This window comes from Streptomyces sp. NPDC057877, assembly GCF_042796855.1.
Lineage (GTDB): Bacteria > Actinomycetota > Actinomycetes > Streptomycetales > Streptomycetaceae > Streptomyces.
Window position 1 is genome coordinate 431,718 of record NZ_JBHVMS010000008.1, and the last position, 13,131, is coordinate 444,848.

At 72.1% G+C, this 13,131-nt stretch carries 9 protein-coding genes and 1 riboswitch; of the genes, 8 read left to right on the plus strand and 1 reads right to left on the minus strand.

Annotated features, from left to right (window positions below; all coding sequences use genetic code 11):
* Positions 1 to 19: 19 nt before the first annotated feature.
* The 3 genes from ACFVQG_RS26175 (at position 20) to ACFVQG_RS26185 (ending at position 4,657) form a co-directional block, all read left to right on the plus strand.
* Positions 20 to 2,287 carry an N-6 DNA methylase gene (locus tag ACFVQG_RS26175; RefSeq protein WP_383387896.1) on the plus strand — a complete coding sequence of 756 codons (2,268 nt, stop codon included), beginning with the start codon at positions 20 to 22 and terminating at the stop codon, positions 2,285 to 2,287.
* A 220-nt stretch (positions 2,288 to 2,507) separates the two neighbouring features.
* A complete protein-coding gene (locus ACFVQG_RS26180; RefSeq protein ID WP_383387897.1) occupies positions 2,508 to 3,125 on the plus strand; it encodes a hypothetical protein in 618 nt (205 codons plus the stop codon).
* Between the two features lie 38 nt (positions 3,126 to 3,163).
* The gene (locus ACFVQG_RS26185; RefSeq protein WP_383388121.1) at positions 3,164 to 4,657 is read left to right on the plus strand and encodes a protein kinase; all 1,494 of its coding nucleotides are present in this window, start codon (positions 3,164 to 3,166) and stop codon (positions 4,655 to 4,657) included.
* Positions 4,658 to 4,673: 16 nt separating this feature from the next.
* On the opposite strand, the gene ACFVQG_RS26190 is transcribed toward ACFVQG_RS26185, so the two are convergent.
* Positions 4,674 to 6,026 carry a DUF3500 domain-containing protein gene (locus ACFVQG_RS26190; protein ID WP_383387899.1) on the minus strand — a complete coding sequence of 451 codons (1,353 nt, stop codon included), beginning with the start codon at positions 6,024 to 6,026 and terminating at the stop codon, positions 4,674 to 4,676.
* Between the two features lie 221 nt (positions 6,027 to 6,247).
* Here ACFVQG_RS26190 and ACFVQG_RS26195 point away from each other — a divergent pair, with 221 nt between their 5' ends.
* From ACFVQG_RS26195 to ACFVQG_RS26215, 5 genes are all read left to right on the plus strand, one after another.
* Entirely contained in the window at positions 6,248 to 6,898 is a 651-nt protein-coding gene (locus ACFVQG_RS26195) for a SurA N-terminal domain-containing protein (protein WP_383387901.1), read from the plus strand.
* 99 nt (positions 6,899 to 6,997) lie between these two features.
* Positions 6,998 to 7,990 (plus strand): nucleoside triphosphate pyrophosphohydrolase, encoded by a 993-nt coding sequence (locus ACFVQG_RS26200; protein WP_383387903.1) that lies wholly within the window; start codon positions 6,998 to 7,000, stop codon positions 7,988 to 7,990.
* A 42-nt stretch (positions 7,991 to 8,032) separates the two neighbouring features.
* The gene (locus tag ACFVQG_RS26205; protein WP_383387905.1) at positions 8,033 to 10,222 is read left to right on the plus strand and encodes a hypothetical protein; all 2,190 of its coding nucleotides are present in this window, start codon (positions 8,033 to 8,035) and stop codon (positions 10,220 to 10,222) included.
* Complete coding sequence (locus tag ACFVQG_RS26210) at positions 10,219 to 11,544, plus strand: cytochrome P450 (RefSeq protein WP_383387906.1); 1,326 nt, start codon at positions 10,219 to 10,221, stop codon at positions 11,542 to 11,544. The genes ACFVQG_RS26205 and ACFVQG_RS26210 overlap by 4 nt, the downstream gene beginning before the upstream one ends.
* A 145-nt stretch (positions 11,545 to 11,689) precedes the next feature.
* Positions 11,690 to 12,688: a transglycosylase family protein gene (locus ACFVQG_RS26215; protein WP_383387908.1), complete on the plus strand. Its 999-nt coding sequence runs from the start codon at positions 11,690 to 11,692 to the stop codon at positions 12,686 to 12,688.
* Between the two features lie 182 nt (positions 12,689 to 12,870).
* Positions 12,871 to 13,053, plus strand: a riboswitch (cyclic di-AMP (ydaO/yuaA leader).
* The last annotated feature ends 78 nt before the right edge of the window (positions 13,054 to 13,131 follow it).

Here is a 13,131-nt window from a genome sequence, read left to right on the forward strand (position 1 = left end):
GATGAGGGGAGCGACGCGGGTGCAGGACAACGCGACTGAAGTGACCGCCGCCGGGATCGCCCGGCTCGCCGGGGTCGGCCGGGCCGCCGTGAGCAACTGGCGGCGCCGCCACGCCGACTTCCCCAAACCCGTCGGCGGCACCGAGACCAGCCCGTCCTTCGCCCTCGCCGAGGTCGAGGCATGGCTGCGCCACCAGGGCAAACTCGCCGAGGTCCCGCTGCGCGAACGCGTCTGGCAGCAGCTCGCCGGGCATCCGGAAGGGCCGGTCACCGCGCTGTCGCACGCCGGGTGCGCGCTGCTGCTGATCCATGACCGGCCCACGGACTGGCTGAACGTGAGCGCCGGGTCGGATGAGCGGCTTGCGGCGATGTTGCCGGGGGTGTTGGGGCCGGTGATGGAGGGGCGGTTCGCTGGTGGGGGTGATGGTGAGGCTGGGGGCGGCCGTGGCGCCGGTGGCGGTGGGGCTGGAGGTGTCGGCGGGGCTGGAGGTGTCGCAGGCGTCGGCGGTGCTGGAGGTGTCAGCGGTGCTGGAGGCGTCGGCGGGGCTGGAGGTGTCGGAGGCGTCGGCGGTGTTTCGCGTGTGCACTCACGGTCAGGTGTTCACAGGGGCCGGGCAGTTCACGACGGTGCCCCCGCCGAAGCAGTGAGGGCGACCCCCGCCGTTCACACCCCCACCAGCCCTCAGTTCCTCCCGTCCATCCCCCTCCTCCGCGGCGTCGCCGAACTCGCCGCCGAGTTGGGTGCCCGGCAGACCTTCGAGTTCCTGCTCGGCCGTCACCTCGACGCCAACCCGCGCCAGTACACGCTCACCCCGGCCGACCTCGCCGCGCTGATGGCCCGGCTCGCCGGTCCCGCCCGTACCGTCCTCGACCCCGCCTGCGGCACCGGCGCCCTGCTGCGCGCCGCCGCCACCCGTCCCGACCAGGAGCTGTACGCGCAGGACAGCGCCCCCGACCTCGCCGCGCTCACCGCGTTCCGGCTCGCCCTGCACACCCCGGCCCCAGGCACCGTACGCGGCGCGGTCGGTGACACCCTGCGGGCCGACGCCTTCCCGGAGCTGCGGGCCGACGCCGTGCTGTGCCATCCGCCGTTCAACGAACGCAACTGGGGGCACGACGAACTCGCCTACGACCCCCGCTGGGAGTACGGCTTCCCGGCCCGCACCGAGTCCGAGCTGGCCTGGGTGCAGCACGCGCTCGCCCGGCTGACGGACGGCGGCACCGCCGTGCTGCTCATGCCGCCCGCCGCCGCCTCCCGCCGCTCCGGCCGCCGGATCCGGGCCGACCTGCTGCGGCGCGGCGCCCTGCGGGCGGTGGTCGCGCTGCCGGTCGGTGCGGCACCGCCGTACAACATCCCGCTGCACCTGTGGGTGCTGCGCCGCCCCGACCGGGCGCCCGCTCAGCCGGAGGTGCTGCTCGCCGACGCGGGCCAGTTCGCGACCGAGGGGCGCGGGGGGCCCGACTGGCGGGCGGTGCGGGACGCCGTGCTCGACGCCTGGCAGGACTTCGACCGTGCGGGCACGCTCGCCGAGCGGCCGGGGCTGGCGCGCTCCGTGCCGGTCATCGAACTCCTCGACGACGACGTGGACTTCTCACCGGCCCGCCATCTGCCGCCGCCGACGGAGGCGGACGGCGCCGAGGCGCTCCTCGACGTGCGCGAGCGGCTCGGCGAGACGCTCCGGCTGACCGCGGGCCTCACCCCGCCGCCCGCCGCGACCGCCCGCCCCGCGCGCTGGCCGCTGACCACCGTCGGTGAACTCGCGCGTGGTGGCGCCCTGGTGATGCGTACCGGCGGAAACGGCGGCCACGCGCGCGTGCCCGTCCTCACCGACCACGACGTCCTCTCCGGAACCGCCCCGTCCGGCACGCTTCCGGAGAGCGACGAGGAGGCCGTGCTGACGGAGGCCGGTGACGTCGTCGTGCCGGTGCTCGGCGGCGGGTCGATGGCGCGTGTGATCGACCCGGAGACCGCGGGGGCGGCCCTCGGGCGCAACCTGGTGCTGCTGCGGCCCGACACCACGGCCCTGGACCCCTGGTTCCTCGCCGGTTTCCTGCGCGGCACCGCCAACAACCGCCAGGCCAGCAGCTACGCCTCCACGGCCACCCGCCTCGACGTGCGACGGCTGCAACTGCCCCGGCTCCCGCTCGACGAACAGCGGCGCTACGGCGCGCGTTTCCGCGCCCTCGACGAGTTCGAGCGGGCCCTGCGGCACGCGGGCCGCCTGGGGGACCAGCTCGTGCGCGGCATGTACGACGGCCTGACCGACGGCACGGTCACCCCGGACTGACCCCGGACTGACCCCGGACCGACCCCGGACCGACTCCGGGCTGACCCCGGACCGACACCGGTACCGGCGAAGGAGGGGACCGGTTTCGACGACAACGGTTCGGTACAACCCGTGACCGGTTGTCCGTGTCGACCGATACGCTCGAACCGACAATCGCACGACCGGTGTCGCAGGACCCCGGACGGGCACATAGGCCCACCTCAGGCACCCAGGAGCAGTCATGCATGGCCACGGCTACACGCAGCCGGTGAAGCAGCCGCCTCCGACGGCGTGGCTGGTTTTCCTGCGTGTGCTGTTCGTGGGGATCGCCATCTTCAGCATCGGCTTCCTGACGTGGGCGATGCAGCTGCGGCTGGCGATCGTCACGCGCCGGTTGATCGACTGGGTCCTGCTCGGCGTCGTGCTGGTGCTGGAGACGCTCGCCGTCGTGCTGATCGGCTCCGAGCCCGGCGACGAGATCCACACCGCGGGCGGCTGGACCGGCCTCGCCCTGCTCCTCGGCACCCTGGTCGCCGTCATCGCGTACTACCTCGCGGCGGACGTTCGCCACTTCCACCAACTGCGGTACGGCGGTTACGCCGCCCAGCCCGCCCCGGCGGCGGCCTACGGCTACCCGCAGCAGCCCCCGGCGCCGTACACGGCGACGACGGCCCCGCAGACGCCGCCCGTCGCGCGCAACCCGCACACGCCGCCGCCGATGCCGACCCCGCCGATATCCACCCCGCCCCCGCAGCGCCCCGGCCCCGCCCCCGCGCGGATCGACCAGGTCCGCGCCGAGCTGGACGAACTGAGTGACTACCTGCGCCAGCAGGACGGCGGGCACGAGGGCGGAAGGTGACCGTGGCGGCAGGACGTGTCGTCGCCGGTCGGTACGAACTGGCCACGCTGATCGGTCAGGGCGGCATGGGCCAGGTCTGGACGGCCTACGACCGGCGCCTCGACCGGCGCGTGGCGGTGAAGCTGCTGCGCCCCGACAAGGTGGCCGGACAGGAGGCGGAGGAGCTGCGCCGCCGGTTCGTGCGCGAGTGCCGGGTGACCGCGCAGGTCGACCACCCCGGCCTGGTGACGGTGCACGACGCGGGCAGCGAGGGCGAGGAGCTGTTCCTCGTCATGCAGTACGTCGACGGGGCGGATCTCGGCGACCATCTCGCCGAGCACCACCCGTACCCCTGGCAGTGGGCGGTGGCGGTCGCCGCGCAGCTGTGCGCCGTACTGAGCGCCGTGCACGCGGTGCCGATCGTGCACCGCGACCTCAAGCCGCGCAACGTGATGGTGAAGCAGGACGGCACGGTCACCGTGCTGGACCTCGGCGTCGCCTCCGTCATGGACACCGACACCACCCGCCTGACGCACACCGGCTCCCCGATCGGCTCGCCCGCGTACATGGCGCCGGAGCAGGCGATGGGCGGCGCGGTGGGCCCGTACACGGACCTCTACGCGCTCGGGGTGCTGCTGCACGAACTGCTCAGCGGTGAGGTCCCGTTCGCCGGTTCCACGGCCCTCGGAGTGCTGCACCGGCACCTGTACGAGCCACCGCTGCCGGTGCGCAGGCTGCGCCCCGAGGTGCCGGAGCCGCTGGAGGCGCTGGTGCTGCGGCTGCTCGCCAAGGACCCGCAGCACCGGCACGGCAGCGCGCAGGAGGTGTACGAGGAACTGGCGCCGATGCTGCCCGCGCGCGGGATGCCGACGGGAGCGCCCCTGGACCCCACCCGGCCCTTCCTGCGCCCGCACGCCCCCTGGCCGGACCGGGCGCGCACCCCTGCGCCGCAGCCCGCCACACCGGTGCCGTCGGTCGCCGAGAAGACGGAGAAGCCCGATGTCGCGCGGGCCGTCGACGAGGTGAAGCGGCTGCTGGGGGAGGGCCGTATCACCCAGGCCGTCGACATCCTGGGCGCGATCCTGCCCGCGGCGGCCGAACAGCACGGCGAGCACTCCCCGGTGGTACGGACCCTGCGCAAGCAGTACGCCGCCACGCTCATGGACGACGGCCAGTACCGGCGCGCGCTGCCCGAACTGCGCCGCCTGGCCGACGAACGCGCTGCCGAGGCCGGGCCGTCCGACCCGCAGTCGCTGCGCTTCCGCTACGAGGCCGCCCAGTGCCTGGAGCAGCTCGGGGAGGCGGCGGCGGCCCTCGCCGGGTACCGGGAGCTGCTGCCGTACTACGAGAACCAGTACGTCTCCGGGGACCCGGAGCTGGCTCACGACGTGCGGCGCCGGATCGGGCATCTGCTGCTGGCGCTCGGCGACCGGGCGGCGGCGCACGACACGCTGGTGCGGCTGCTGCACGACGTGGAGCGGGTGCAGGGCCCCGGACATCCGCTGGCGGCGGACATCCGGAGGACGCTGCACTGGCTGGGGCAGATGCGCTAGCGGGGCCCCGCCGCCGTCAGTGGTCCGTCTCCAGGTGGAGTTTGAGCAGGTCCACGCCGTAGTCGTTGCCGTTGGGGGTGCGGATGACGGTGTGGATGTGCTGCTGCGTGGGGTCGCCCTGGGGGCCGCCCGGGCCGCCGGAGGGAGCCCCGGAGGGGGACGCGGAGGCCGTGGGGGAGGCGGCGCTGTCCTCGCCCTCCTGGTAGGCGAGCGGGGACTGGGCGTCGTACTCGATGAGGACGACCGGGCTGTGGACGCGGTAGTAGAACGCCGAGTCGTCCTCGTACGCGCCGATCCAGTGGAAGTACGTGTCGTCGATGTGCTTCTCGATCTCGCGCATCCGCACGCGCGCGTGGCCCTCGTCCTGGTAGCCGACGTAGACCTCGGCGAGGTCGAGGAGGAGTTGCTGCTGGCGGTGGGTCAGGTCGGAGCCCTTGACGCCCGCGTAGGGGAGGACGGCGTTGTCCTGGCCCGCCCCGGCGATCAGGTCGTTGCCGCTCTTTTCCTCGGTGGAGAGCGCGGCGGTGAGCTGGGTGGAGTCCAGCGAGCGCAGGAACCTCAGCCCCGCGACGGTCTCCTGCCGGAAGAGGTCGTACTCCACCCCGTCGTATGTGATCTTCGTCGGCTCGGAGCCCATGAAGGTGGGGGTCATCACGACCTGGGTGCCGAGGACGAAGTAGTTGACGACGAGGTGGTGGCCCTCGAACTGGAAGCCCCAGGGGGTGGTGGCCGAGGGGGTGCCCATGATCGTGAACCAGTAGGCGTCCTCGTTGAGGGCCTTGGAGGTGTCGCCCGCGTACTCGCCGAGGAAGTGGTTGAGCTTGCGGATGCTGTTGGCCAGCTTCAGACCGCGGGCCGACAGGGCGGACTTGAGGAGCTTCATCCCGCGCGCGTACTGCTGCTCGGTCATGTCGCGCAGGGCGATGCCCTCGCGGTCGTCGGCGTCGACGTTGGTCCAGTCGAGCCACTGGTCGGAGTCGACGTCGAAGAGGGTGGCCGACTTCTGCTCGTCGGTGAGCGCGTCGACGAAGGCCTGGGCGGCGCGGATCACCGGGGTGGTGGAGACGCCCGTGGAGTGGATCGTGTACAGGTCGTCGAGGACGGTGCCGTCGGTGGTGACGCCCACGAAGTCGTCGTAGGCGATGGTCTGGCCGAAGCCGCCGCCCGCCGGAGGGCCTCCGGACGGGGTCGCGCTCGCGGTGGCGTCGGCCGTGGCGGAATCCTCGGCTCCGGCCGTGGTGGCGGCGTAACCGCCCATGACCGCGACGGCGGAGACGCCGCCCGCGAGCAGGGCCTTGTTCATGAACCACCGGCGCGAGCGGTGGGCTCCGGGGGTACGTGGCTTGTGTCCGTGCGTGGTGTCGTTCACGATGCCGACGATTTCGTCAACAATTGGCAGGAGCGTGGGAGGAAGCTGTGCGCGCGCTGGGAATGCCGGGCGCCGGGGAGTCGGGCCCGGCTCCGTGGACGGCGGTGCCGTAACTCCTGATGAATCGTTGGTCCAATGGGTTGGCCAGAGCTTGCCTGCTGCCTACCATCGATCATCGCAAGACTTTGTGCACCGCCGCACAATCTCCCCTGGAGGTTCCCTTGCACCGCCGCCGTCGCACCGCGCTCGTCCTCACCGCCGCGATCGCCGTCGCGGCTCCCTTGCTGACCGCTTGCGGAAACGATGCGCATCCCGGCGCCGCCGCGGTGGTCGGCGGCCAGCGGATCACCGTGGCGCAACTGGAGAACCGGGTCGACGAGGTGCGCTCGGCGCAGCGGGCGGCGATCCCGGACGACACCCAGTACGCGCAGGCCATCGCGGGCAGCGGCGGCCTCACCCGGGACACGCTGCACGGCATGGTCCTGGACCGGGTGCTGCACCGGGCCGCCGAGGACGCGGGCGTCACCGTCAGCCGCAAGGAGGTCCAGGAGATGCGCGGCGGCCTGGAGCAGCAGGCCGGGGGCGCCAAGGCGCTGGAGACGGCGTGGCTCCAGCAGTACGGCGTACCGCCGAAGCACCTCGAGGAGAACCTGCGGCTCCAGCTGGAGGCCCAGAAGCTGGCCGCCCAGCTCGGCACCGACACCAGCCAGCCCGTGTTCTGGCAGGCACTGTCGGAAGCGTCCAAGGAGCTGGACGTCGACCTCAACCCGCGCTACGGCACCTGGGACGTGGAGAAGGTCAGCCGGGTGGACGCGAACACGCCGTGGGTGCGGGATGTGACGGCGACGGAGCAGCCGGAGCAGCCCGCCTGACACATGAAAGGCGGGGCGATTAATCCGATGATCGGCCGATCGGTCCGATCCTGTGGATAACCCGAGGACCGGGTCGGCGGGGTGCGTTACGTTCGGATCGTGAACGCAATCAGCCCCGAAGCCGCCACCGAGGCCGCCGACCCCGGCCGTGTCGTCCTGCTCACCACCAGCCACCGGGTCGCGCCCGGCCTGCTGTCCTGGCCCGCCTGGCAGGCGCTGCACGCCGCCGACCTGGTGCTCTGCGCGGACGGGGCGCATCCGCAGCTGCCGTATCTGCGCGAGGCCGGGATCACCGTGTCCGAGGCGGCCCCCACCGCCGAGGAACTGGTCGACGCCTGCGCGGGCGGCCACACGGTGGTCGTCGTCGCCACCGGCGAGGCCGAACCCACCCTCACGGACGGCCTGGCCCGGCTCGCGGGCTCCGGCCGGGTCCGCATGCCCGACCTGGAACTGCTCCCCGCCTCCTACGACCTGCCGGGCGCCCGCCTGCTCGACCTCGTCCAGGTCATGGACCGCATCCGCGCCGAATGCCCCTGGTCCTCCCAGCAGACCCACAAGGGCCTGGCCAAGCACGGCATCGAGGAGATGTACGAACTCGTCGAGGCGATCGAGGAGGGCGACCGCGAGGAACTGCGCGAGGAGCTGGGCGATGTCCTGCTTCAGGTCGTCTTCCACGCCCGGATAGCCGAGGAGGACCCGGACGCCCCGTTCTCCGTTGACGACGTCGCCGCCACCATCGTCACCAAGCTCATCCACCGCCACCCCCACGTCTTCGGCGACGAGACCGCCGCCACCCCGGAGGAGGTCAGAGAGCACTGGCTGCGCACCAAGGCGCAGGAGAAGCAGCGGGAGTCGGTCACCGAGGGCATCCCCCTCGGCCAGCCGGGCCTCGCCCTCGCGGCGAAGCTGGCGTCCCGCGTCCGCACGGCGGCCCTGGACGTACCCCTGCCCTCGGGCGAGGGCGTCGGCTACGAACTGCTGGCACTCGCGGTCCGGGCGGAGGCGGCCGGGGTGGACCCGGAGGCGGCGCTGCGTCACGCGGCTCGGGAGTACCGGGACGCGGTGCGGGCTGCTGAAGGGCTCACCGCTTAGTACCGTTGGGCCGATGGGCGGGTGCGAGGCGTGGGGGCCGGTGTGACAACGGAGTTGGAGAAGCTTCAGGCCGCACTGGTGCGGGCGATAAAGGGCTCTGCCGAGGTCAAGGAGCGGGCCGCGAGTTTACTGGAGCAGAGGGGCCTGAGCCGGAGCGCACTAGCCCTGCGGGACGCCGAGTGGGTTCTGCTGCCTGCCCCGGTCCTGGACGACCTGCGCAGACTGCCCCCTGAGGCTTTCGCCGACCTTCAGGCGATCGCCGCAGGGCAGACCCCCGACACCGCCCCCGACACGGCCACGCCTCATCCCGCCGCGGACCACCTCGACTTCCGCGAGAGCACCTTCCACGACCAGGTGGTCGGCGTACAGCACAACCACTACAACACCGCCCCCACCACGCCGGACTGGCGACCGGTCGAGCACGTGGGACCGCTGGAGTTCGGCGTCCGCCCGACCCGGCACGTCCCCGGACTGCCCGACGTACCCCCTTACGTCCCGCGTGACCGCGACGCGGACCTGAGCGCCAAGGTCGCCCACCCCGGCCTGGTGCTGATCCTCGGGGAGCCGTACACGGGGAAGTCGTACACCGCGTGGCAGGCGGTGCAGGGGCTGACGGGGCACCGGCTGTACGCCCCGTACCCCGGCGAAGACCTGCGCGGGCCGCTGGGCGCGATGACAGGGGGAGGCGGGAAGTACGTCGTCTGGCTGGACGAGGTGACCGACCACCTGGGCGAGGGCGGCCTGGACCCACGGCTGCTGGGACGGTTCACGAGTCTGGGCGCGCTGGTCCTCGGGACGATGAGCCCCGAGGAGTACTACCGGCGCCGCTCCCGCACCGCCCCCGGTGACCGGGCCGTCGCGACGGCCCGCACGGTGGAGGTGCCGCGCGAGTGGAGCGAGGCCGAACTGGCGCGGCTGGCGCGGCTGGGGCGCGCGGACCCGCGTGCCTACCCGGCGTACATGTGGAGCGGCAGGGAGGGGGCGGCCTCGTACTTCGCGGTCGGGCACCTGCTGTTCGACGAGTGGCGCAGGCCGGGGACGCGACAGGACCATCCGCGCGGGCAGTTACTGGTCCGGGCGGCGGTGGACCTCGCGCGGTGCGGGGTCACCGGGGCGGTCCCGGTGGATCTGCTGCGGCGGGTCCAGGAGCAGTACGGCGCGGAGGACCGCGAGTCCTTCGAGGACGCCCTCGCCTGGGCGACGGCCCCGATGTTCGGAGTGTCGGGGCTGCTGGTGCAGGACGACGAGGACGGCACCTGTCGTGCGTACGGGGCGCTGGTGGCGGAGGCGCTGCGGCCGGGCGACCTGGAGCCGGTGCCGGACGACGTGTGGTGGACGCTGCTCGACGCGGCCCGCGAGGAAGGCTCCCCGCTCGACGCCGATGCCGTGCTGGAGGCGGCCCGGTCGGCGCTGCAACCCAGGATCGAGGCGGGCGACCTGGAGGTGACGTACGGGTTGGGCACCCGCACCGAGGGGATGGAGTCCCTGACGCTGCTAAGCCGTGCGGCGAGCGCGGGACATCCCCTGGCGGCCTGGGAGATGGGCAGGATCGCCCTGGGGCATGGGGAGGTGGAGAGCGCGGTCCCGTTGTTCAAGACGGCTGCCGAGCACGGGGTGCCCGGTGCCGCGACGGCGCTGGGCAAGATCATGCTGGACCAGGCGGGGCGGTGGCTGCGGCAAGGGGTCGAGGAGGGGGACCCGGAAGCCGCGCATCTTCGGGGAGACCTGCTCCTTGGCGGCGGGGACCTTGACGGAGCCCTGATCTGTTACTCACGGGCGGAACAGCAGGGGTACACGGAGGTCGCCCGGAGCATGGGCGCCTGGCTGTTGCTGCACGGCGCGGGCGCGGCGGCTGGCGTATGGCTGGAGCGTGCTGCAGACGCGGGCGACCACGGTGCGCGGGAACTGCTGAACATCGCCCGAGACGAGTCACGGTCCCTGGCGGACGCCGATAAGTATGTCCAGGATGCCGAGGGCTACCCGCTGGAAAGCGCGCACGTGGGCGTCCTGCTGGAGAAGCGGGGAAGGCCGGAGGAAGCCCGCGAGAAGTACGAGAAGGCCTACAAGAACGGTGACGCCTACGGCGCCTACCGGCTGGCTCTCCTGCTGAGCAAGCAGAAGAAGCCCCACGAGGCCATGTCCTGGTACCACAAGGCCGCCCGCATGGGGCACCCCGCCGCGCAGCAGGCCCTCGATGAAACCCCGGACGGGCCGGATACCGTCGAGGAGTGACCGACCAGACCAGCCCGCACGCCCCCCACGGCCCCGCCACGCCGACCGCTCCCGACCTGTTCACCTGGGAGTTCGCCGCCAACCCGTACCCCGCCTACGCCTGGCTGCGCGAGCACGCCCCCGTGCACAGGACGGAGCTGCCCAGCGGCGTCGAGGCCTGGCTGGTCACCCGGTACGCCGATGCCCGGCAGGCACTCGCCGACCAGCGGCTCAGCAAGAATCCCGCGCATCACGACGAGCCCGCGCACGCGAAGGGGAAGACGGGGATCCCCGGGGAGCGCAAGGCCGAGCTGATGACGCATCTGCTCAATATCGATCCGCCGGACCACACCCGGTTGCGGCGGCTGGTGAGCAAGGCCTTCACGCCCCGCCGGGTCGCGGAGTTCGCGCCGCGGGTGCGGGAGCTGACCGATGACCTCATCGGCCGGTTCGCGGAGCGCGGGAGCGCCGACCTCATCCATGAGTTCGCCTTCCCGCTGCCCATCTACGCCATCTGCGACCTGCTCGGCGTCCCCCGCGAGGACCAGGACGACTTCCGGGACTGGGCGGGCATGATGATCCGGCATCAGGGCGGGCCGCGGGGCGGGGTCGCGCGGTCGGTGAAGATGATGCGGGGTTACCTGTCCGAGCTGATCCACCGGAAGCGGGCGGCGCTGCCCGCCGAGCCCGCGCCCGGGGAGGACCTGATCTCCGGGCTGATCCGCGCCTCCGACCACGGTGAGCACCTCACCGAGAACGAGGCCGCGGCCATGGCCTTCATCCTGCTGTTCGCCGGTTTCGAGACGACTGTGAACCTGATCGGCAATGGCACCTTCGCCCTGCTCACCCACCCCGAGCAGCGCACCCGCCTGCAGCGCTCCCTCGCCGCGGGGGAGCACGGCCTGCTGGCCACCGGTGTGGAGGAACTCCTCCGCTACGACGGCCCGGTGGAACTCGCCACCTGGCGGTTCGCCACCCAGCCCCTCACCATCGGCGGGCAGGACATCGCGGCGGGGGACCCCGTTCTCGTCGTCCTCGCCGCCGCCGACCGGGATCCGGAGCGGTTCGCCGATCCGGACACGCTCGATCTGAGCCGCAGTGACAATCAGCACCTCGGATACGGCCACGGCATTCACTACTGCCTCGGCGCCCCGCTCGCCCGCCTCGAAGGGCAGACCGCTCTCGCCACCCTCCTCACCCGGCTCCCGGATCTCCGACTGGCCGTGGAACCAGCGGAGTTGCGGTGGCGCGGCGGTCTCATCATGCGTGGACTGCGCACACTGCCCGTGGAGTTCACGCCCCTCGCCGGGAATGGAACGGACCATTCCCCCGCGCAAAGGTGACACACGCTCAGCTCTGTGATCTTCACGTGATCTGCGCGGCATGAACTTGTGACAAGTGATCGTCTGCCGATACGTTCACACATCAGCGCGACGCAGCAGCACCATGCGCCGCGCCGGTCATCGCTGTCCTGCGAAAGGTCCCCGCATGCTCTCCGGGAACGGTCGTCACCGTCGCCCCCGCCAGGCTCCGGCCCTCCTCGTGGCCGCCGGAGTGACCGGCTCCGCCATCGCCATCCCGCTCCTCGGCGCATCCGGCGCGAGCGCGGCCGACGGCACCGTGTGGGACAAGGTGGCCGAGTGCGAAAGCGGCGGCTCCTGGAGCGCGGACAACGGCAACGGCTACTACGGCGGCCTCCAGATCTCGCAGGACGACTGGGAGGCGTACGGCGGCCTCGACTACGCGAGCAGTCCCGACCTGGCCAGCCGGTCGCAGCAGATAGCCGTGGCCGAGCGGATCCTCGCCGACCAGGGCCCCGGCGCCTGGCCCACCTGCGGGCTGCTCTCCGGGCTGTCGGAGGACACCGGTTCGGCCAACGTCGACACGGGACTGGCCCAGGACTCCCCGTCGCCCGACCCGTCCTCCTCTTCCTCCTCCTCTTCCGACCGCTCCTCGACGGAATCGCCCTCCGACGATTCCGCCACCGACCCGTCTGAATCGGCGTCAAGCGAGGCAGGCAAGGACAAGTCGACCAAGTCCGACAAGTCCACTGATGTCGAGTCCGAAGGTGCCGTCGACTCGGAGCCCGACACCGACTCCAGCTCCTCCGCCGCCCCCCAGACCACCCCCACCACGAAGAGTGACGACTCGGACAATTCCGTCCAGGATGGCACCTCTTCGGACGCGAGCGGTGGCGGCGGCCGTCACCGTGGCGACAGTGCCGACGAGGACCCCGCCGAGACCAGCCGCACCGAGTCCTCCGGTCGGCACGCCTCCCGCGACGCCTCCCGTGAGCCTTCCGAGGCCACCGAGGGCGCCTACACCGTCCAACCCGGGGACAATCTCACCTATATCGCCGACTCCCTTGACCTCAGCGGCGGATGGCGCGCCCTCTACGCGGCCAACGAAGAGGCCGTGGGTGCCGACCCGGACCTCATCCTCCCCGGTCAGACCCTCGAAGTCGGGGTCGAATCGGGCGAAAAGTAGCGGGAGTTCACGTCACACTTCGCGCTGAATGTCCGGTTTGGTGAAAGTGTGGGATGAGTCTCAGAAGCCCTGATCGTCTTTGAAATTCAGCGGATCGCGTGTCTACGGTCATCACCGCTCGCCAACACGAGCCCCGGCCGCCGCAACGCCGAATCCTGCCAGTGGCCGCCCGGGAACAGTCGTCGCGTCAAGCGCCGTAGGCAGGAGCGGGGGACCCAAGGTAAGCGCCGGGCCCGGAGGTTGGGGTGACTCACCGCCGGACCGGCTAGGGGTGAAGCCGCGCCTCTCGTAAAGAGAGGTGTGGCCGGGCAACTCAACCGGCCCGAACCCGACAGCTCACCTCGTAGGCGTCGGTGAGGGGATCCAACCATGCTGTTTTCCGGCAAGGGCAAGCACCGCCGTCCGTCCAAGACCGTTCGCGCCATCGCCGCCGTCGGCGTCAC

What these genes read in the sequence shown, in the direction of transcription:
- ACFVQG_RS26180 (WP_383387897.1), top strand. Translation starts at nt 2,508, where the DNA reads ATGCATGGCCACGGCTACACGCAGCCGGTGAAGCAGCCGCCTCCGACG.
- ACFVQG_RS26215 (WP_383387908.1), top strand. Translation starts at nt 11,690, where the DNA reads ATGCTCTCCGGGAACGGTCGTCACCGTCGCCCCCGCCAGGCTCCGGCC.